Origin of the sequence: Streptomyces sp. NPDC045431, assembly GCF_040646655.1 — a bacterium.
In the GTDB taxonomy this organism is placed as follows: Bacteria; Actinomycetota; Actinomycetes; order Streptomycetales; family Streptomycetaceae; genus Streptomyces.
This window is the reverse complement of record NZ_JBEZAQ010000014.1, coordinates 161,910-181,857: the sequence shown is the minus strand read 5'-3', so window position 1 is coordinate 181,857 and position 19,948 is coordinate 161,910. Positions and strand designations below refer to the sequence as shown.

The following is a 19,948-nucleotide window of genomic DNA, read 5'->3' as shown; positions in this document are numbered from 1 at the left end:
GCGCCGCGCGTACGCCGTTAGGTTCGCCGCGTGGACGAGAGGGAACTGATCGAGCGCGCCGGCGGCCCCGTCACACGCGGCCGCCTGGTGCGCGACCTGGAAGAACTCGGTGTCGGCGCCGGCGACACCGTCATGGTGCACACCCGCATGTCGGCGATCGGCTACGTCGTGGGGGGCACGCACACCGTGATCGGCGCGCTCCTGGAGGCCGTCGGCGACGGCGGCACGCTGATGGCCTACTGCGGCTGGAACGACGCCCCGCCCTACGACCTCGCCGACTGGCCGCCGGAGTGGCGGGACGCGGCCCGGGCCGAGTGGCCCGCCTACGACCCGCTGCTCAGCGAGGCCGACCACAACAACGGCCGGGTCCCCGAGGCCCTGCGCCACTGGCCCGGCGCGGTCCGCAGCCGGCACCCCGACGCGAGCTTCGTCGCGGTCGGGCCGGCCGCTCACCGTCTGATGGACGACCACCCCTGGGACGACCCGCACGGCCCGGACAGCCCGCTCGCCCGGCTCGCCGAGGTCGGCGGCCGGGTCCTGCTGCTCGGCGCCCCGCTGGACGCGCTGACGCTGCTGCACCACGCGGAGGCACTGGCCGAGGCGCCCGGCAAGCGGTACGTCGTGTACGAGCAGCCGATCACCGTCGACGGCCGCCGGGTGTGGCGGCGGTTCCGGGACGTCGACACCGAGACCGAGGCGTTCCCGTACGGACGCGTGGTGCCCGAGGGGGTGTGGCCGTTCACGGTGGTCGCCGAGGACATGCTGGCCGCGGGCATCGGCCGCACCGGCCGCGTGGGCGCCGCCCCCTGCCACCTCTTCGAGGCTCCGGACGTGGTCCGGTTCGGCGTCGAGTGGATCGAGAGCAGGCTGGGGGAGGCGGCGGGCAAGCCGGGGGAGGCGGCGGGCAACCCGGGGGAGGCGGCCGGCGGCTCCTGAACCGCCGACCGCCGCCTACCGCCGACCACTTACCGCCTTCGGCCGCCTTTGGCCGCCTCCGGCCGGCGCGGCGGCCGGTGGTCCGCCCGCCGCGCCGGCCTCGGCGCGGTCACTTCACGCGGCCACGTGGCCCGCACCGGCCTTCGCGCGGATGTCGCGCCGCAGCCGCCCGTCCGCCGCGGCGACGGCCGCCGCCAGCACTTCCTCCCGATGCGGTCCGGCACCGTACGGCACGACCTCCAGGTCCGCCACGAGCCCGGCCAGCAGGCCCTCGCGGTCCAGCACCTCGGCGTACCGGTGCACCAGGAACTGCTTGCAGCGCCGGTGTGCCCGGGGCGCGGCGGCGACCCGCCGGGCCACGTCCGCCGCGTTCGCCTCCGTCACCACCAGCCAGGGCGCCCGCCGCAGGAGCGGGCCTTCACCACCGGGGCGCCCGGCGAACGCCCGCGCCACCGCGTCCCGCACGTCCGCGCGGGGAAGCAGCGCCGCGCCCAGCACGTCGGCCCAGCCCGGCGCGTCCGCCGCGGTGAACGCCGCCACCGCCGCGTCCGGGAACCGGGCCGCCACCAGGAGCGCCAGCTGCTGCACCGCGTTGTGCCCGGCGATCCAGTCGGCCGGGTCCTCCGTGGCGGCCAGCCGCCGCCACGCCGCGTCGAGCCGCGCCAGCGCGCCCTCGGGGCCCTCGGTGGAGGCGGCCAGCACCTCGGTGCGGATCCGGCCGTCCGTGCACAGCATGCCGACGGCGGTGCCCAGCGGCAGGGTCTCCAGCGTCTCGAACAACTCGGCGTCGTCGTAGACGAGCCGGTAGTCGACGAGGGCCCGGAACACCTCGGCCCACTCCGGCTCCCGGAAAGCCTCCGGCAAGCTCGCGACGTCCTCCTCCGGCACGTACGAGAAGTCGTACGAGCCGTCGAAGAGGGTGCGGAACACCCCGAGCGCCAGCCGCATCTGCGCGAGGGTGAACCGTTCCGCGCCCGCCGGCGGGCGCGCCTCCACCTGGAGCGTCCACGTCCCGGCCAGCAGCACCCGCTCGCAGCGGAAGACCAGCTCGGGGAACCACGTGCCGCAGCGGTCCAGCAGGACCGTCAGCCCGGTGAGCCGTCCGGCCTCCTCCTCGGTGACGTCCGGCGGCTCCGTCCACTCGCCCTCCACCCGGTCGGGGCGGAACATCAGGCTCGCCTTGTGGATGCCCAGCGGCACGTCGAGTTCGAACGCGTCCCGGGTGAACCGCAGCAGCTTGTTGCCGCCCGGCCCGAACCGGTCCGACAGGCGCTGGAGTTCGCGCACTCCCGAGGGGGCCCGCTCGGCGGGGTAGCGGGCGGTCCGGGCGAGCAGCCACTGGTGCAGCGCGTTGTGGAGCTGGTGCGGGTTGCCGGGCCCGTCCTCGCCGCCGGCCGGTACGCTCTCGGCGGCCAGCTCCAGCAGCCGGCCCCAGGTCAGCTCCTCCTCCAGGGCGAAGCCGTCCGGCACCGGCGCCCCGCGCCACACCGCGACCCACGCGCCGAACCCCTCGACCGCGCGGCGCTCGCGCTCCGAGAGACCGAACGCGCCCACGAGGTCCAGCCACTGCTCCAGCAGATCGAGGTACGCGCGGTACGGGCCCGGTTCCGGACGGTCCACCAGTTCCAGCAGCAGCCGCTTGAGGGTGCTGTCGTACGCCTCGATCAGGTCGCTTCTGGTCAGGTCCAGCAGCACCTGGTCCCCGCCGTCGTCCCACGCTCCGGCACCCACGTAGGCCCGGTACGCGTCGTTCAGCGCCCGGCCGCGCCGTGCCGCGTCACCCGGGTCGGCGGCCGACAGGTCGACCCGGCAGCGCTCCACGGCCAGGTAGCGCGTGGCGAACTCCTCGTCGCGGGCGGCCAGTGCGAGCAACCGGTACGTCTCGGCGGGCGGCGCGGACGAGCGCGCGGCGAACCGGCACAGCGCCTCCGTGCGGGCCGCGTCGTCCCGGGGGAGGGCGTCCACCGTGCGCCTGAGGACCTCCTCCCGCTCCGCCACCGTGTACACGTCCAGGGCGTGCAGGGCCGACGACAGGGACGCCACCGCGTCCAGCAGGGCCAGCGCGGCCTCCGTGCCGCCCGCCCCGCCCGCCGCGAGGGCGAGGGCCGGGGTGAGCACGGTCTCCAGGGCCGTGTCCGGCACGGTGCCGGCCGCCTCCAGGCGGGCCACCGCGACCGCGACCCGCACATCGGCGGTGCCCGTGGCCCGCGCCGCGGCCAGCCCGTGCACGTACGCCCGCGCGGCCTCCGGCACCAGCTCCGCGGCCCGCTCCGCCGGCACGCCGCCGTCGAGCAGCGCCTCCGCGGCACGGGCCGCGAACGCGGGCGACGCCACGTCGGCGCCGAGCCGGACGAACACGTCGGGGGCCGGCAGGAAACTGTCCCGCACGATCCGCTCCCGGACCCGCGACGACAGGTGGGGCACCTCGTCCAGGCGGGCCACGCCCGGCATCAGCTCCGGGCCGGGCGGCGTGCCGTCCGCCCGGGCCGCCGCGGCGGCGTCGGCGGCGTCGCCGGCGGTGAACAGCAGCCGGCAGCCCTGCGGGACGGCGGTCATGCGCCGCGTCCCGGTCTCCACCGCGGGCGGCCGGCCGGTGCCGAAGTAGCACTCCTGCGTCCACGGGTCCGCGAGCGCGAACGACGCGGTCTCCGGGATGTCCTCCGGGCGCCCCCGCAGTACGGCGACGCCCTCCTGACGGAACATCACCGCGGCGTGCTCGGCCGGACCGCCCCGCTCCACCAGGACGTGCCCGAGCCGCGCCCGCTGCTCGGGATCGAGGCGGAGGTAGCGGCTCCAGGCGTCCTCCAGGCGCACGGACGTGAGGAACGACGAGGCGCGCACCCGGCGCGGCGGCACCAGGATGTCGACCGGCGCGGCGACGCACGTGGCGCGCCAGACGTCCCGGCAGGCATCGGTGAGGGTCTCCAGCGACGGTTCGGGGTCGAACGCGGCGGCCGGGCGGACCTGCACCAGCCGCGTCCGGGCGGTGTCCACCCGGCGCAGGAGCGCACCGCGCCACAGCGTCGTACCGGGGACGCCGGTCAGCCAGACCAGGCTGTTCTCCCCGTCGCCCAGGCGCTGGGCGGAGGCGAAGCCGAAGCCCAGCGACAGCTGGCCGACGAGCCGCCCGTCCGGCGTGAGTTCGGTGAGGCCGGTGACGGAGACGGTGCCCGCGTCGGTCTCCAGCACCCACTCGGAGTCCACGCGGGGCATGCCGAAGCCGCGGTGCACCCGCGTCAGCAGGTCGGTCAGGGCGGCCACGTCCGCGTCGCCCAGCAGCGGTGTCTCGCCCGGTGCGGCCGCACCGGCCGCACCGGCCGTGCCCGCCGCGTCGACGAGGGGCTGCACGAACGCGGCGATGGGGGAGGGCCGGTACCCGGGGTCGGCCAGCCGCTGCTGGGCGACGGCGTGTTCGCCGTACCCGCTGAAGACGACCGCCGCGACCGTCGCGTACACGTCCTCGGGCCGCGGGCACACGAGGCTCTCGTAGCCGCCCGCGTTGACGTTGTCCTCCTGGTCCTCCGCACCCGAACTGCGGACGATCCAGGGTGCGTCGCCGCACACCTCGCGGAGCCGCGCGGCGAGATCGGGGTGCCGCTCGCGCAGGAAATATGCGTATCCCGCGACGAGTTCCTTCTGCGTCGTTTCCGTCCCGCCCGCCCGCGCCGTGAATTCACGGGCGTCGGCCGGGTCCAGCGGGTACACCGGGAGCGCCACGTCGGTGAATTGCGGGTCGCGGTGCAACCGGAGCAGTCGGGCGCATTTCGCGCCGTACTTCGCGGTCTCCTCCGCCGATTCCTGCCCGGATATGTCTGCGGTGCCGGTAACGGCTGGGCTGTCCATGGAAAGCCGCCTCAATGTCTCTGGTTTCCTTCGGGGTGTCGGGGGGCGGGTTCAGTCGTCGAGCAGCCGCGCCAGCAGCCCGGCGGTGGCCGCCCGGTCGCGCGGGGCCTCGCGCAGGCCGTCCATCACGTTCCAGGCGACCCGGTAGCGGGCCGCCTCGTCGACGCCGGCGCCGCCCGCGTACGGCGTCAGCCGGTCGCACACCCGGGTGAACCGCTGCTCGGCGTCGGTGAGCACGGCGTCGTCGAAGGCGGCCGACACGCCCTGGTTGTCGCCCGCGTAGAAGAGCAGGCCCTCGGCGTTCGCCGCCTCGTAGAAGGCGTCCTCCAGCTCCTCCGACGCCGGTACGAACTGGAAGAACGTGCCGTCGCCGGCGATCTCGACCGGCAGCGCCGCGTCCTCGAACGCCTTGCGGGCGTGGCGCAGGAACCGGTCGCCGGCCTCCCGGACCGCCCGCTGCGGTTCCCCGGTGGCGACCCGGGCGAGCGCGGCGTCGGCCGCGGCCAGGATCGTCGGCTCGAAGAACGAGGTGAACGACACCTCCTTCAGCGGCTTCAGCAGGCTGCGGGACCCGCCGACCGCGGAGACCGCGTGCCCGTTGGCCATGCCCTTGGCGACCACCCACACGTCCGGCGCGAGCACCTCCGCGGTGGACAGGCCGGGCCCGTAGCGGAGGCCCACCTTCACCTCGTCCGCGACCAGCACGACCCCCGCCGCCGAGCACAGCCGGCGCAGCTCGCGGTACCAGGCGGGCGACAGGTGCATGTGGTCCGGCGACACGACCACCGCCGCGACCCGCTCGGGCGCGGCCAGCAGCTCCTCCAGGAGGCCGAGGTCGAAGAAGAAGTCCACCACCCCGTCGGCGTTGGGCTCCAGCGGCGCCGCGGACGGGAACCACATCGGGTCGTAGCCGTGGTAGCCGGCGCTCAGCAGCAGCGGCCGCCCGGTCGCCTCGCGCACGGCCAGCACGGCCGCCCGGACCGCCGCCGTGCCGGACCGGAACAACCCCACGACGTCGCCGCCGCACAGGGCGTGCAGCCGCTCCAGGACCGCGTCGACCCGGGGGCTCCAGCCGGTGGCCGTGCCGTCCGCACCGGTCGCCGCCCGTGCGACGGCCTCCGCCACACCCGGGTCGCCGTGCCCCAGCAGAATCGATCCCCGCGCATTGTCGAAATCGATCCAGCGAAATCCCGATTCATCGGTCACATAGGCGCCGGAAGCCGAAGTGAAAACCCGCGGCCGGTTGTTGTCGTCACGCGGGCACGTGGGAAATTCGGCCAGCAGGGAAGAGTTTTCCGTCATTGTTCATCCCATCGGAAAGTAAGGCGTTGAACGGTAATTCGGAACGGGCGCAGAGTGTGCACGGGATCCGGGCGAGAACGCGCCGGAACCGGTGACTGTGAACCCGGGAGGAATGGACGTGGTGACGACCGGCGTGGCGATGCCAGCCCTGCACCGTGCTTTCGTGGACGAGGCCCGGCGGGACGGCGGCACGGCCGCCCTGCACGCCTGCGCCTGCTTCGCCGAGCAACTGCTCGCCGACGCCGCCGCGGCGCACCGGGCGGCCGGGGCCGACCCGGAAGGGGCTCCGACGGCCGGCCGGCTCGCGCAGGCCGCCGACCGGTTGCGGGCCCTGTGCACCGAGCTCGCCCGCGACATGGCCGCCGGTCCGGCCGCACCCTCCGGCGACGCGGAGCAGCGGATCGCGGCCGTGGAGGAGGCCCTCGGCCTGGCCACCGCCACGACCGACGCGCTGTGGCGCTCCGCGGCGGCCCGGACGGACGAGTCGACCGCCGTGCTGCTGCGCCACGCCGCCGACTGGAAGACCCCGGAGTGCTACGGCTACGACCTGGCCGACCCCGAACTCTGCTTCGGCCAGGCCACCGAACACCTCACGGCCCGGTCCCCGCACGGGCCCGTGCTGGTCGTGGGCATCCGCACCGGAGGCTCGTACCTGGCGCCCTTCTGGCAGGCCGCCGCCGAGGACACCGGGTGCTCGGCGGGCCCCTGGCACAGCGTCCGCCCCGTGCGCGGCGCCGCCGGCATCACCCTTCCGGCGTCCGAACTCGCCGCGCTGCCACGGGAACTGCCGCCGGGCACGACGGTCGTCCTGGTGGACGACCAGCCGGACACCGGCGCCACCGCGATCGCCGTACGCGACCGGCTGGTACGGCGCCTCCCCGGTGTGCGGGACATCGTCCTGGCCGCACCGGGACGGCTGTACGACCTGAGCGGCCCGGCCGTGCGCCCGCGGTCCGAACGGCCGGTCGTCCGCACGGAGGGACGCCTCTGGCAGCTCGCCGACGCCGGTGACGCCGCCGCGCTCGTCGCCCGCGCCCGGGCGGCCGGTGTGCCCCTCGCGGCCGGCGCCGCCTACCGCGCCGAGCCCTTCCGGGGCCCGTTCGTCGCGGAGTACGGGACGGCCGGTGGCACCGCCCCCACGGCGGCGAGCGGCGGGCCCCGCCGCATCGATCCCCGCAACCGGCCCTTCACACTCGTGGCCGGAGCCGGAGCCGGAGCCGGAGCCGGAGCCGGAGCCGCAGCCGGAACCGACGCGGAGGATGAGGCGGAGGCCGAGGCGTACCACTTCCGGTTCATCGGCACCGGCCCGCACGGCCGGCAATGCCACCGCGCCCTGCAGGCCCTGGGGGATCTGCTCCCGCCCGGCCACCTCTTCGCCGACGGCTACCTGGTGACGCGCCACGAGAACGGGCTGCGCCCGCTGCGCGAGGCGCTGCCGGCGCTGACCGGGCCGGAGCGGCGACGGGTACTCCGCGAGGTCGCCGAGTCCTGGGCCGCGCTGCGCCGCGTCGGCGAGCTCGGCCGCCCGGGCGACCACGCCGTGTACGACCCGCGGGCCCGGCTCGACGGGGCGCTGCGGAGGATGCGCGACCGCATGGGCCGGCCGCTGCCCGTCGACGGCGCCTGGACGGCCCGGCACCTGCCGGAGCGGGTGCCCCTCGGGGGCGTCGACGGCGTCCTGTTCCGCACCCCGCTGCCGTACGGCCACGGGTACTGGCACTGGCAGCTCGCCGGCGCCGGGCACGGGGGAGACGGGGCCGGCGGCGACGGCGGCCCCGCCCTGCGCGGCCCCTCCCTGCGGCGGTTCGGCCTGGACTGGATCTGGGGCGGGGGCGGCTGCCTGGAGAGCGAGATCGCCTCCTTCGTCGTCGAGAACCGGCTCGACGCCGCCAACCGTGACCTGCTGCGGGAGGCCGTCGCCGCCGCCACGGGGGACACCCGGGCGTTCGACGCCGGTCTGCGGCTGGCCGGCGAGGCGCTGTACTGGAACGTCAAGACCTGGCTGCGGCGCTGCCCGGTCCTCACCGGAGCCACCGCCGACCGCGTCCACACCGAACTGGCCGCGCAGGCCCGGTACGTCGCCGGCCTGGACTGACCCGTGGCGCCCGCCCCCGGCGGGGGCCCTCACCGGGCCCTCGCCGGGGCGGCCATCCAGACCCGCTCGGTGTGCGGCGCGGCCCGGCCGCCCGCCGTGGGGCCCGGGCCGGTCCCGTCGGACCGGGAGCGCGCGCCCGCGAAGCGGCGCCGCGCGTGCCGCAGGGTCTCGCGTACGCACTCGTCGTCCGTCTGGCTGCCGTACACGTACATGCCGCGCACCTTCTGCTCCACGACACCCGAGATGTCGACGTCCGCGAAGGGCACCAGACCGCGCTCGTGGCGCAGCGTCCGCTCGACGTCCGCGAGGTCGTGCTGGCCCGCGTAGGGCAGGTCCTCGTAGAACAGGACCAGCGGGCCGCCGTCCGCCACCGCGCCACGCACCGCGCCGTGCACCAGGAGGTGGTCGACGTGCCCGCCGACCGCGGCCGGGGCCAGCACGGTGTCGGCGCCCGACGTGCGCACCGCGTCGGCGACGGCCGCCTCCACCGCGCCGCGCACCCCGTCCGCCTCGGCCGGTGACGACACCTCGGTCTCCTCGTCGTAGCCGCGCAGACCGGCGTCGTCGAAACCGAGCGGCCGGTAGTCCGCCAGGCCGCGCAGCCGGCAGTAGCGCAGCTCCTCCTCGCGGCGCCGGTCACTGATCACGCGCGTCCCGGCCCGCCGCAGCCGCTTCGGCAGCGCCCACGCGGACCGCGTGAACACCGTCAGGAGCGTCGCGTGGGCGGGACGGCCCACCGCGGCCAGGAGTCCACCGCACGAGTACGCCACGTCGTCCGGGTGCGGCGAGACGAGCAGCGTCCGCCCCTGCCGCAGCCGCTCCGTCACGGCCCGGCCGGGCTCCTCGGGCAGGTCCCACGTGGGCTCACCCATCGTGGCCCCCCTCCGGGCCGGACTGTCCGGCCCGCTCCCCGCGGATGACCCCGGCGTACCGGGCGGCCACCTCACGCCAGCCGGTCGTCGGGCGCGGCTTCGGCCCCAACCTCCGGCCGCCCGCGAGGACGCGGTCCAGCAGGCCGTCCAGCGTCGGGGCGCGCAGCGACGCGAACCGGGGCAGGTTGCCGCCCTCGCCGAGGGTCGCCACCGGCACGCCCAGCTGCACGGCCTCCGCCGCCGCGAAGTTGAAGGTCTCGTGGAACACCGACGGCAGCAGGAACAGCGCCGCACCGCCGAAGACGCGCTCCCAGTCGGTCCGGATGTCGTAGGCGTCCAGCACCTCGATCGGCCGGCCCGCGCCCTGGTGGGCGCGCACCAGCTCGCGGGCCTCCCGGCCCCGGCGCGACCAGGTGGCGAAGATGACACGCAGCGGCACCCCGGCTCCGGTGAGCCGGCGCAGGCAGCGCTCCGCGTCCACCGTGTCGATCTTGCCGAGCTGGAGCACCACGGGCCCCGACGGGTCGTACAGGTCCTTCGCCGGCACGTGGTCGGCGGCCCAGGGGATCACCGACCGGTGCGGGAAGCAGTGCGTCCAGGGCAGCTCCCGCAGGAACACCTCGCGCATCGGCCCGTCGGGGTGCGCGCCCCGCGCCGGGCACCCGTCCGCGACCGGCGCCCCCGGCACCGCGGGGGCCGCCGCGTGCACCGGACACGGCGGCGGCTCCGACAGGTCGGCCGACAGGCGGCTGACGTCGTGCCAGATCCGTACGGTACGGGCGTGCAGCTCGGGCAGCCGCCGCCACGCCGCCCCCTCGAAGAGCTCGCTCTCCACCAAGGGGAAGACCGCGTCCACCCGGTCGTGCTCCACGCGCGCGGCCAGCGCCTCCAGGTCGGCGCCCTCAGACGCGCGGTAGAAGCCCGCCTCGACGCCCGCCTCGCGCAGCGACCGCACCAGATGCCACAGGGCGGTCTCCACGCCGCCCCACGACGGTGAGTCGAAGCCCTCGTCGTAGATCTCGAACAGGGCCCGCCCGGCGGGCACCTCAGTCATGGCGCACCTCCGACGGGCGGCCCGGGGCGGTCGCCGCCGTCACCCGCTCCACCAGGTCGTGCACCACGAACCGGCGCGTCGGCTGCGACCGCATCCACAGCGTGCAGTCGAAGTAGCCCTCCAGCCGGTTGAGGATGTTGACGAACTCGCGGTCGTCCACGTCCACGAACCCCTGGGCGACGATGTCCCCGGCGTCGTCGCCGGTCTCGTCGCTGAGGCACTTCAGGACGAGCATGCGGGTCATGCCGTCCTGGCCAGGTGTGTCTTGCTGTTCGCCACCACCAGGGAAGCGCATCCGTCCTCCGTTCTGTCCACGATGAACACACCGGTGTTGCTGATCTTGAAGCGGGTGCGGTGCAGCAGGGCGTCGTCCAGCCCCAGCAGCTCGAAGAGCACGGCCTGCAGCGTCTCGGAGTGCGACACGAGCACCCACCGTGCGCCGTCCCCGCCGACCGGACAGCGGGCGTCCAGGAACTCCCGTACGCGCCGCCGCTGCGCCACCCAGCTCTCCACGCCCGACACCTCGGCCGCCGGGCGCCGCAGCCGGTCCTCCAGCACGGCGTCCCACTCCCGGACCGTCAGGGCCCGGGGGAAGACCTCCGGTGCCCGCAGTTCCGCCAGTCGGCCGTCCGCCACCACGGGTACGCCCAGGGCGGCGCCCAGCACCTCCGCGGTGCGGGCGGCCCGCCGCTGCGGGCTGGAGTACAGCAGCACCGGAGGCCCGGGCGCCGGACCGGGACCCGGCGGGCGGACCGCCGGGTCCCGGGGGAGGTGGTCGGCGAGGGCACGGGCCTGCCGTTCACCGAGCGGCGTGAGTCCGGCATGCGGGTCGAAGCCCGGCAGGACGTCGTCGTCGCGCAGCACGTTCAGGCTCGCCTCGGCGTGCCGGACCAGCAGGAACCGCTGGACCGCCGTCATACGATCGGCAGCGGGATCCGGCCCTGCGGGACGCGCATCCGCTCGCGCGAGTTGTTGAACTCCTGGTTGGCGATGCAGGTGCCGCACGGCCAGTCGTCGAACTCCCGGATCGGGCCGAAGCCGTGCACCAGGTGCTTCGGCACCGAGTAGCAGTCGCACTTGACCATCCGGATCTCGTCGCCGGAGACCTGGTAGTTGTAGCCGTTGGTGATCTGGTCGCAGACCGCGTCGCGCTTGCCGGTCTCGAAGATGTGGTTCCAGCGGCGGAAGTACTCCGGCGGCGCCAGGAAGTCCGCCGGGTGCAGGTCCTGGTAGCGCAGGTTGACCGTGAGCGGCTGCCCCTTGAACGCCAGCAGCGGCATGAAGTGCAGCAGGCCCTGGTAACCACGGGACTTCAGCAGGTCGATGTACTCGTTGACCTCCTCGACCGACTGGCCCCAGTACACGGTCTGGAGCTCCGCCTTCAGCTCGACGGCGGCGTCGAGGATGCGGTCGATCTGCTCCTGCTTCAGGCCGCGCTTGGAGTTCATCGCCTCGGTGTGCCCGTCGACCGAGAACACCCACAGCAGGTCGGGGCGGCCCTCCAGGGCCCTGGGGAGTTTGGTGCCGTTGCTCAGCACCTCGATGCGGTAGCCCTCGGCGGCCCGTTTCTGGAGGTGGTCGACGATCTTCGGGTAGAGGGTGATCTCGCCGTCGGACTCCACCCGGAACAGCGCCGCGTCCGGCTCGTACTCGGCGAAGATCCGGTCCAGCGAGCGGATGGTGGCGGGCTGGTCCACCTTGGTCTTCTTGATCTCGCAGTAGGTGCACCGGATGTTGCAGGCGCCGTCCACGACGATGTTGCGGTAGGCACGGACCTGCCGCACCGGCGGCGGCCACGCGATGTCGGATGCCATGGCGGTTCTCCTTGTTGGGGGTCGGGATGGTGCGGGGGGACGCGGCGCGCGGCGCCGGGACTCAGACGTGCACGGCGTGGCGCGACACGAGGTCGCCGGCCACCGCCTTGGCGCTGCGCAGCGCGTGGGCCTGGATGGTGAGGGTGGGGTTGAGGCCACCCGGGTACGGCATGAAGCTGCCGTCGGCGACGTACACGTTGGGCGCCGAGTGGACGCGGCCCCAGCCGTCCACCACCGACGTGGCCGGGTCGTCGCCGGCCCGGCAGGTGCCGTGCAGGTGGCAGCTGCCCTGCGCGAAGCCGCTCTCCTCGTGCTGGATGCCGGTCGCGCCCGCCTGCCGCAGCAGCCGCTCGCACACGTCGGTCATGTACGCGAGACGGCGCAGGTCGCGCGGGTCGGCGGTGTAGTCGATGACGACGGCCGGCACGCCGTCCTCGTCGACGTGGGGCGACAGCCGCACCCGGTTGTCCAGGTTCGGGTGGTCGGCGAGGATCGTCTCGATGCGCAGCTCCAGCGCGTCGTGCCGGATGCGCTCGGGCATGTCGTTCTTCGACTCGTAGATCATCCCGCCGACGCCCGTGGGACAGTCCGCGTCCAGGTAGTGGTCGAGGAACGCGATCGTGGAGAACGGGCCGGAGTGGGTGCGCCAGTCGGCGAGCGTCCCCGCGTCCGGGGCCTCGACCACACCGCTCACGTACTCGCTCAGCTTCATCGTCAGCCCGCGGCCCACCAGGCCGGAGTGGTTGCCCACCCCCTCCGGGGCGTGCCCGCCGCGGGACCGCAGCAGCAGTGCGGCGCTCTGGATCGCGTTGCACGCGACGACGAACGACCGGGCGCGGATCCGGTGCGTGGTGCGGCTCAGCCGGTCCAGGCAGGTCACCGACGTGACCGCGTCCGGGCGGTCCTGGTCCAGGCGCAGCGCCCGCATCCCGGTGCGCAAGCTGAAGTTCGGGTGGCCGGCGAGCGGCGTGAGGAACACCGCGACGGCGTCCCCCTTGGCGCCCGTGGAGCACTGGTGGCTCACGCACAGCGAGTCCCGGGCGCACGCCGAACGTCCGCCGTGGGCGTGCCGGTTGATGGCCAGCGGGGTGGGGAAGGGCTCGTAGCCGAGCGCGGTGCCCGCCTCGTACAGCACCTCGGCCGCGGCCGTCGGCGGATGCGCGGGGCCACGGCTGCCCTCCCCCTCCTGGCCGCCGCACACCCCGAGCCGCCGCTCCAGCACGTCGTAGTACGGGGCGAGTTCGGCGAGTCCGTACGGCCAGCGCACATCGAGGTCACCGGCGTCGATCAGCTCGCTCGGGTCGAAGTCGAACGGCTGGTAGCGCCAGGAGGCGCCGCCGTAGAAGACCGTGCCGCCGCCCAGGTTGGACGTCGTCCACGGCCAGCCCTCGTCGGTCCAGCCGCCGTCGCCGTCACGGGCCAGCGCCGTGCGGCACATGTCGTCCAGCTCGGGGTTGCCGAGGCCGGGGGAGAGCCGGAAGCCCTCCTCGATCATCAGGACGTCCAGTCCCTGCCGGACGAGCCGGTCGGCGGCCACCGACCCGCTGGCGCCGCTGCCGATCACGACGACGTCCCAGATCCGGTCGTCGTCCCGGGAATCCCACCCGTCGCGGTGCGCGGGTCCCAGCGGCTCGGGGTGCCATGCGTGCCGGGCGTCCGAGGGCAGGGTGCCCCGAAGGCGCTTCATCGTGTGCCTTTCGTCGAAGGGGAAGTGACTGTGTGGGGGGAGGGGGAGGGGGAGGGCCGAGGGGGGTGTGAAGAGCGGTGCGCGCGCGACAGGGGGGATCGGCGCGCGCACCGCCCGGGCCGCTCACGACCGGGGGTACGTGTCCGGCGTCACGCCGTCGTGGCGGCCAGCCATCCCCGCTGCATGTCGGCGAACCGTCCGCCCGCCTCCAGCAGCCGCGCCGGGGGCCCGTCCTCCACCACCGCCCCGTCCTCGATGACCAGGACGCGGTCGGCGACGGCGACCGTGGACAGCCGGTGCGCGATGATCACCGCGGTGCGGCCCGCGAGGACCCGGGTCAACGCCTCGTGCACGGCCCGCTCCGACGCGGTGTCCATGCTGGACGTCGCCTCGTCGAGGATCAGCACGCGGGGCGAGGCCAGCATCACCCGCGCCATGGCGATCAGCTGCCGCTGGCCGGCGGACAGGCCCGTGCCCCGCTTGTGCACGTCGGTGTCGTAGCCGTCGGGCAGCGCGCCGATGAAGCCGTGCGCGCCCACCGCCTCCGCCGCGGCGCGGATCTCGGCCCGCGACGCGTCCGGCCGTCCCAGCGCGATGTTCTCGGCCACCGACCCGGAGAACAGGAACGCCTCCTGGGTGATCATCGAGACGGCGCCGCGCAGTTCGGCGTCGGCCAGCTCCCGCAGGTCGACCCCGTCCAGCGTGACCCGGCCGGCGGTGGGGTCGTAGAGCCGGGCCACCAGCTTGGCGATGGTGGACTTCCCGGCGCCGGTCGTGCCCACCAGGGCGACCGTACGGCCCGGTTCGAGCGCCAGGTCGACGCCCGACAGGACGGGCCTGCCCTCCCGGCCGTAACGGAAGTGGACGCCCTCGAACCGCACGGCGCCCCGCCCGCCCGGCGGGGCGGAGGGCAGTGCCGCCGGCCGCTCCGGCTCGGCCACCGCCGGATGGCGCACGAAGAGCGCGCCGATCTTCTCCAGGCCGGCCGAGGCCGCCGAGAACGCGTTGGCGAAGCTCGCGAGCTCGTCGATCGGGTCGTACAGCCGGTGCACGTACAGCAGGAACGCCGTGAGCGTGCCCAGGGCCAGGTGGCCCTGGTCGATGCGGAACACCCCCAGGGTCAGCAGCCCCACCAGCGACAGGTTGCCGATGAGCTTCACGCCGCCGCTGAACACGGCGCTCACCCAGCCGGCCTCCGCCCGCGCCACCGCGTATCCGGCGTCCAGCCCGCGCAGCCGCTCCGCGTTGGCCTCCTCGCGGCGGAACGCCTGCACGGCCCTGATGCCGTTGTACGCCTCCACCGTGTGCTGCACGACGCCCTCGACGGCCGTCCGGGTGCGGCGGTAGGCGCGCCGCGACCGGTGCCGGAACCAGCGCGTCAGCGCGTACAGCGGGACGAACAGCGCGATCACGACCGCGGCCATCGGCTGGTCCAGCCAGAGCATCACGGTGAGGATGCCGACCATCGAGAACAGCGCGGAGAACAGCCCGTCCAGGCCCATCTCCAGCATCTCCTCGACCGACTCCACGTCACTGGACAGCCGGGCGACGACCCGGCCCGACGGGTACGACTCGTGGAACGCCAGCGGCTGGCCCATCACATGGGTGAAGGCCCGGTGCCGCAGCTCGAACAGCAGGTCCTGGGCGATCCGCCCGGAGTAGCGCAGGAAGCAGTACTTGAGCGTCGCCGTGGTCAGCCCGGCGGCGAGCGCGGCGGCCGTGAAGCCGATCAGCGGCGTCCACCGTCCGTTCGCCGCCGCAGGCACGCCGCGGTCGATGGCCGCGGCGATCAGCAGCGGCGGGACCAGCCCGCACAGGTTCTCCACCAGGGCCAGCGCCGTGGCGGCCGCCAGCCGCCGCCGCTTCGGCCACAGCAGCATCCGCAGCAGGGCGTTCCGCTGGGCCCGGGACCGCGCCTCCTCGGAGCCGCTCACCTCGTCCGCCCCCTTCCCGCCATGCCGTTCTCCACCTCACCCTTCTCCGCCGGGTCCGGCGTCACGTCCGGCGTCACGTCCGGCGCCGGGTGCCACGCGGGTCCGCCCACCGTGGGCAGCGACGGCCGGACCAGCAGCCGGTACTCCGGCTCCCGGGCCATCAGCTCCTCGTGGGTGCCCGTCGCGGCGACCCGCCCGTCCGAGAGGAACACCACCTGGTCGGCCAGGCGCAGCGTGCCCGGCCGGTGTGCGGCGACGACCGTGGTGACCCCGCCGAGCACCCCGCGCAGGGCGGCCTCCACCTCCCGCTCGGTCCGTACGTCCAGGGCCGACAGCGCGTCGTCGAGCACCAGCACCGACGGTCCGGGCAGGATCGCCCGCGCGAGCGCCAGCCGCTGCCGCTGGCCGCCGGACAGGCCGAGGCCCTCCTCGCCGATCACCGTGGACAGCTTCTCGGGCAGCGCCGAGACGAATCCGTCCGCGCGCACGGTGCGCAGCGCGTCCCACACCGCCGCGTCCGCCTGTTCCCCCTGCCCGGCGTCCGTACCGAGCGTGACGTTGGCCCGCACCGTGCCGGAGAACAGCACCGGGTCGTCGAACGCGCTGCACACCGCCGACCGCAGGTCGGCCAGGGCCAGTTCGCGCAGGTCCACGCCGTCCAGCGTGATCCGCCCCGACGTCGGGTCGTCCAGCCGGGACAGCAGCGACAGCAGCGTGCTCTTGCCGGAGCCCGTCGCCCCGACCACGGCCACCACGGTGCCCGCCCGGATCGTCAGGTCGACACCGCGCAGCGCCGCCGCGCGGCCACCCGGGTGCGCGTAGTGCACGTCCTCCAGACGGATCTCGCCGCGTACCGGTGAGGGCAGGGGCCGCGGCCGCTCCGGGTCGGTCACCGTCACCGGCTCGTCCCGCACCTGCCAGTACCGGTCGGCCGCGGCGGCCGCCGTCGACGCGTCGGCCGTCAGCCAGCCCAGCGTGTCCGCCGGCCAGCGCAGATAGGTGGCCACCGTCACCGCCGCCATCAGCGTGCCGAGGGACAGCGCGCCGGTGGCGACGCTGTGGCCGCCGTAGCCGATCATCGCCACGATCGCCAGGTCCGGCAGCGCCGTGATGATCCACCACAGTGCCGCCGTGTACGAGAGCTTCCGCAGCTCCAGACCGCGCAGCCGACGGGCCTGCCCGGTGAACCGGCGCACCGTCTCCGGCCCGCGCCCGAACACCTTCAGCACCCGCACGCCGAGCACCGACTCCTCCACGGTGGTGGACAGGTCGCCGTTCACCTCCTGCGCGGCCCGGGCCACCACCCGGAACCGCTGTTCGAACACCGTCGTGGCCACCACCATCGGCGCGTACGCCAGGAACACGATCAGTGCGAGCACCGGCGCCAGCCAGGCCAGGACGACCAGCCCGACGACGAGCGCCGCGACGTTCACCGCCAGGTACACGGCCGAGAACGAGATGAACCGGCCGATCTCCGTCACGTCCGACACGGTCCTCGACAGCAGCTGACCGGACTGCCAGCGGGCGTGGAACGACAGCGGAAGCCGCTGGATGTGCGCCGCCACGTCCGCCCGCATCGCCGTCTCCAGCCGGGTCGCCGGCCGCACCACGAGCAGCCGCCGGGCGCCCAGCAGGACCGCCTCGACGACGCCGAGCAGGGCGAACCCGCCGATGAACCACGGCAGGGCGGCGAAGTCCCGCGCCGCGACCGGACCGTCCACCAGCTGCTGGAGCACCAGCGGCATGGCCAGGCCCGCGAGCATCGACCCGAGGGCCGCGCCGCACGCCCCCGCCATCAGCCAGCGGTGCGGCCGCAGGTAGGGGGCGCAGCGTCGCAGCGACGTCATGGCCTCCACCCGGCACCTCCCGCGGACGTCCGGCCGAGGGCCCGCCGGTAGTGCTCCAACGCCAGCTCGACGGTGTCCTCGCCGTACCGGGACAGCAGGTCCGGGACCGCCTTGGCCACCGACGTGCGGTGCCGGTCCGCGTCCGTGACCGCGTCGCCGGCGGCGCGGGCCAGCGCCGCCACGTCGCCGCGCGGGACGAGCAGCGCGGGCGTGACCGAGCCGACCGTGTCCCGCAGGCCGCCGACGGCGTAGCCCGCCACCGGCGTTCCGCACACCATGGCCTCCAGGGCGCTGCCGCCCAGCTCCTCGTGCGCGGACGGCATGACGAGGACGTCGAGCGCCGTCATCACGGACGGCACGACGTCGTGCGGCAGGAACCCGGTGAACACGAACCGGTCCGTGAGCCCCGCCGCCTCGACGGCCTCCCGCATCCGCTCCCGCTGCGGCCCGTCGCCCACCACGAGGAACACCGCTCCGGGCGCGCCCGAGTCGGCGTCCCACCGCTCCGCCATGGAGACGAAGTCCCGCCACCCCTTCTCGTGCGCGACCCGGCCGACGAAGCCGACCACCGGCCGCCCGGCGGGCACGCCGAGCGACCGCACGTACTTCTCGGCCCTCGGCCGCGTCACCGGCCGTACGTCGCCGACCGAGTCGGGCAGCACGTCGACCAGGTCGCGGTCGAGCGGCAGCGCCCGCGCCACCGTGTCCGCGGTGCGCTCCGTGAGCGTCGACACCCGGCGGGCGTGCCGCAGCGCGTACCGCTCGGCGGCGTTGACCAGCCGGTGCTGGAGCCGGTCGACGCGGGACATCGGCTCGTACACGGCCAGCCGCGAGCAGTGCAGCGTGACGCTGTACGGCGCGCCGAGGATGCGCGACACGAGCGGCCCGGCGAGCAGCGCCCACAGCTGGCCGTCCGCGTGGACGTGCACCAGGTCGGGCTTCCAGCTGCGGCGCAGCCGCACGCAGGACGCCAGGACCGCGGCGAGCCACGCCTGGTTCAGCCCGACGAGTCCGGTCAGTTCCGAGCGCAGCCGGGGCAGCGGCGCCCGGGTCACCCGGACCCTGAGCCCGGGCCGGTCGACCCGCTCCCGGGGCAGGCCCGGAAAGCCGACGGTCATGACGAGCTGCTCCACGCCGCGGTCGGCCAGTTCCCGCGAGAGGCGGAGGATCTGCACCTGCATGCCCCCGACGGCGTCGAACTCCGCGGGCCAGGCGGTGACGCAGTCGTGGTGGAAGAAGGGGGTGAGCCGCAGCACACGCACGAAGAACTCCACGGAAGAGGACGGCGGTTGGCGAAGGGGGGTGGCCGTACCGGTACGGGACGGTGCGGGCCGCCCCGGCCGAGGCCGGGGTTACGGCAGGTGACCGGCCGCCGGAGGGCCCGCGTACGCCGCCGCCGGCTCGGCGGTCCCGCCGCGGGCCGGGCCGCGGGCGGCCGACTCGTCGACGACCTCCTCCAGCAGCGCGAGGGGTACGGGCACGAGCGGCATGACGCCCGTGTGGAGCACCCGGCCCGGCGCGGACAGCAGCACCATCGGGGTGTGCCCGGGCGCGTTGTCGAGGTACCCGCGCTTGTTGTCGTACGCCAGCCAGTTCTTGACCAGCGCGGTGTCGACGTGGTCCGGCACCGCCGGCTCCACCCCGGCGGCGGCGACGAGTTCGCGGTGCAGGGCGACGAGGTCCGCGCCGGCGTGGCCGAGGCGGCGGGAGACCTCGGCCGCGATGGTCATGCCGATGGCGACACCCGCGCCGTGGGCGACCTCGCCGCGGGAGGCGTGCTCGATGGCGTGCCCGGCGGTGTGGCCGTACTCCAGGACGAGGCCGGATCGCCGCTCGTGCTTGTCGTCCCGGGTGACGTCGGCCTTGGCGGCCAGGCTCTCGGAGATGATCCAGCGCAGGGTGTCGTCGTCGTAACGGGTGTCGGGCCGCAGCGCGCCGGCGAGCCGGTCGAGCATGGACGGCCGGATGGCCAGGGCGTTCTTCACCACCTCGCCCATCCCGGACCGGATCTCGCGGGGCGGCAGCGTGCGCAGCATCGCGGTGTCCGCCAGCACCTCGACGGGCTGGTAGAAGGTGCCGATCAGGTTCTTGCCGAAGCTGGCGTTGACGGCCTGCTTCAGGGAGAGCACCGAGTCGAGCATGGCGACCACGGTGGTGGGTACGTGGACGAGGCGGATGCCGCGGAACAGCAGCGACGCCAGCAGGCCGGCGATGTTGCCGGTGACGCCACCGCCGAGGGCGACGACGACGGCGCGGCGGTCCGCACCGCGCCCGAGGGCCTGTTCGGCGAGCGCGGCGACGGTGGCGAGGCCCTTGTGGACCTCTCCCACCTCGTGGGTGAGGAGATGGGCCGGGCCGGCCTCCTTGTCGATGCGGGCGGTGAGGTCGAGCCCGTAGAGCTCGGCCACGGTGGTGTCCGCCACCACCAGGTAACTGCTGGCGCCGAGTGCGGCGAGGCGTGCGACGACGTCTTCGGCGCAGTCGGTGCCCAGTCGGTAGGTGAATGACGCGTCTTCCATCGCGATGGGGGTGATCTGCATGATCCTTCCCGATCCTCCGGCGGT

General features: G+C 74.9%; 14 protein-coding genes. 2 read left to right on the top strand and 12 right to left on the bottom strand.

What is annotated here, in order from left to right; genetic code table 11:
* Nucleotides 1-30 precede the first annotated feature (30 nt).
* Nucleotides 31-936 carry an aminoglycoside N-acetyltransferase AAC(3)-VIII gene (gene aac(3)-VIII, locus AB0A69_RS25390; RefSeq protein WP_361426312.1) on the top strand — a complete coding sequence of 302 codons (906 nt, stop codon included), beginning with the start codon at nt 31-33 and terminating at the stop codon, nt 934-936.
* Between the two features lie 114 nt (nt 937-1,050).
* Here the strand turns inward: aac(3)-VIII and AB0A69_RS25385 are convergent, their stop codons facing one another.
* Nucleotides 1,051-4,779: a hypothetical protein gene (locus tag AB0A69_RS25385; protein ID WP_361426309.1), complete on the bottom strand. Its 3,729-nt coding sequence runs from the start codon at nt 4,777-4,779 to the stop codon at nt 1,051-1,053.
* Nucleotides 4,780-4,830: 51 nt separating this feature from the next.
* Entirely contained in the window at nt 4,831-6,081 is a 1,251-nt protein-coding gene (locus AB0A69_RS25380) for an aminotransferase class III-fold pyridoxal phosphate-dependent enzyme (RefSeq protein WP_361426306.1), read from the bottom strand.
* A gap of 118 nt (nt 6,082-6,199) precedes the next feature.
* Here AB0A69_RS25380 and AB0A69_RS25375 point away from each other — a divergent pair, with 118 nt between their 5' ends.
* Nucleotides 6,200-8,176, top strand: coding sequence for a phosphoribosyltransferase (locus AB0A69_RS25375; RefSeq protein WP_361426303.1), 1,977 nt, complete (start codon nt 6,200-6,202; stop codon nt 8,174-8,176).
* A gap of 29 nt (nt 8,177-8,205) precedes the next feature.
* Here AB0A69_RS25375 and AB0A69_RS25370 read toward each other — a convergent pair whose 3' ends face one another.
* The 10 genes from AB0A69_RS25370 to AB0A69_RS25325 all read right to left on the bottom strand — a co-directional run bounded on the left by AB0A69_RS25370 (nt 8,206) and on the right by AB0A69_RS25325 (nt 19,924).
* On the bottom strand, nt 8,206-9,048 hold the full coding sequence (locus AB0A69_RS25370) for a PIG-L family deacetylase (protein ID WP_361426300.1): 843 nt from the start codon (nt 9,046-9,048) through the stop codon (nt 8,206-8,208).
* A complete protein-coding gene (locus AB0A69_RS25365) occupies nt 9,041-10,102 on the bottom strand; it encodes a hypothetical protein (protein ID WP_361426297.1) in 1,062 nt (353 codons plus the stop codon). The genes AB0A69_RS25370 and AB0A69_RS25365 overlap by 8 nt, the downstream gene beginning before the upstream one ends.
* Nucleotides 10,095-10,346, bottom strand: coding sequence for a DUF6137 domain-containing protein (locus AB0A69_RS25360; RefSeq protein ID WP_361426294.1), 252 nt, complete (start codon nt 10,344-10,346; stop codon nt 10,095-10,097). The genes AB0A69_RS25365 and AB0A69_RS25360 overlap by 8 nt, the downstream gene beginning before the upstream one ends.
* A complete protein-coding gene (locus tag AB0A69_RS25355) occupies nt 10,343-11,020 on the bottom strand; it encodes a histidine phosphatase family protein (protein WP_361426291.1) in 678 nt (225 codons plus the stop codon). Before AB0A69_RS25355 ends, AB0A69_RS25360 begins: the two co-directional genes overlap by 4 nt.
* Nucleotides 11,017-11,916, bottom strand: a complete 900-nt coding sequence (locus AB0A69_RS25350; protein ID WP_361426288.1) for a radical SAM protein — start codon at nt 11,914-11,916, stop codon at nt 11,017-11,019. Before AB0A69_RS25350 ends, AB0A69_RS25355 begins: the two co-directional genes overlap by 4 nt.
* 61 nt (nt 11,917-11,977) lie before the next feature.
* The gene (locus AB0A69_RS25345) at nt 11,978-13,603 is read right to left on the bottom strand and encodes a GMC family oxidoreductase (RefSeq protein WP_361426285.1); all 1,626 of its coding nucleotides are present in this window, start codon (nt 13,601-13,603) and stop codon (nt 11,978-11,980) included.
* A gap of 149 nt (nt 13,604-13,752) precedes the next feature.
* Complete coding sequence (locus AB0A69_RS25340; protein WP_361426282.1) at nt 13,753-15,537, bottom strand: ABC transporter ATP-binding protein; 1,785 nt, start codon at nt 15,535-15,537, stop codon at nt 13,753-13,755.
* Nucleotides 15,534-17,384, bottom strand: coding sequence for an ABC transporter ATP-binding protein (locus AB0A69_RS25335; protein WP_361426279.1), 1,851 nt, complete (start codon nt 17,382-17,384; stop codon nt 15,534-15,536). The genes AB0A69_RS25340 and AB0A69_RS25335 overlap by 4 nt, the downstream gene beginning before the upstream one ends.
* Entirely contained in the window at nt 17,381-18,646 is a 1,266-nt protein-coding gene (locus AB0A69_RS25330) for a glycosyltransferase family 4 protein (protein WP_361426276.1), read from the bottom strand. The genes AB0A69_RS25335 and AB0A69_RS25330 overlap by 4 nt, the downstream gene beginning before the upstream one ends.
* 90 nt (nt 18,647-18,736) lie before the next feature.
* The gene (locus AB0A69_RS25325) at nt 18,737-19,924 is read right to left on the bottom strand and encodes a 2-deoxy-scyllo-inosose synthase (RefSeq protein ID WP_361426273.1); all 1,188 of its coding nucleotides are present in this window, start codon (nt 19,922-19,924) and stop codon (nt 18,737-18,739) included.
* Nucleotides 19,925-19,948: the final 24 nt, after the last annotated feature.

Coding starts and splice junctions, on each gene's coding strand:
- AB0A69_RS25345 (WP_361426285.1), bottom strand. CDS start 13,603: ATGAAGCGCCTTCGGGGCACCCTGCCCTCGGACGCCCGGCACGCATGG.
- AB0A69_RS25325 (WP_361426273.1), bottom strand. CDS start 19,924: ATGCAGATCACCCCCATCGCGATGGAAGACGCGTCATTCACCTACCGA.
- AB0A69_RS25335 (WP_361426279.1), bottom strand. CDS start 17,384: ATGACGTCGCTGCGACGCTGCGCCCCCTACCTGCGGCCGCACCGCTGG.
- AB0A69_RS25355 (WP_361426291.1), bottom strand. CDS start 11,020: ATGACGGCGGTCCAGCGGTTCCTGCTGGTCCGGCACGCCGAGGCGAGC.
- AB0A69_RS25380 (WP_361426306.1), bottom strand. CDS start 6,081: ATGACGGAAAACTCTTCCCTGCTGGCCGAATTTCCCACGTGCCCGCGT.
- AB0A69_RS25365 (WP_361426297.1), bottom strand. CDS start 10,102: ATGACTGAGGTGCCCGCCGGGCGGGCCCTGTTCGAGATCTACGACGAG.
- AB0A69_RS25350 (WP_361426288.1), bottom strand. CDS start 11,916: ATGGCATCCGACATCGCGTGGCCGCCGCCGGTGCGGCAGGTCCGTGCC.
- AB0A69_RS25385 (WP_361426309.1), bottom strand. CDS start 4,779: ATGGACAGCCCAGCCGTTACCGGCACCGCAGACATATCCGGGCAGGAA.
- AB0A69_RS25360 (WP_361426294.1), bottom strand. CDS start 10,346: ATGACCCGCATGCTCGTCCTGAAGTGCCTCAGCGACGAGACCGGCGAC.
- AB0A69_RS25370 (WP_361426300.1), bottom strand. CDS start 9,048: ATGGGTGAGCCCACGTGGGACCTGCCCGAGGAGCCCGGCCGGGCCGTG.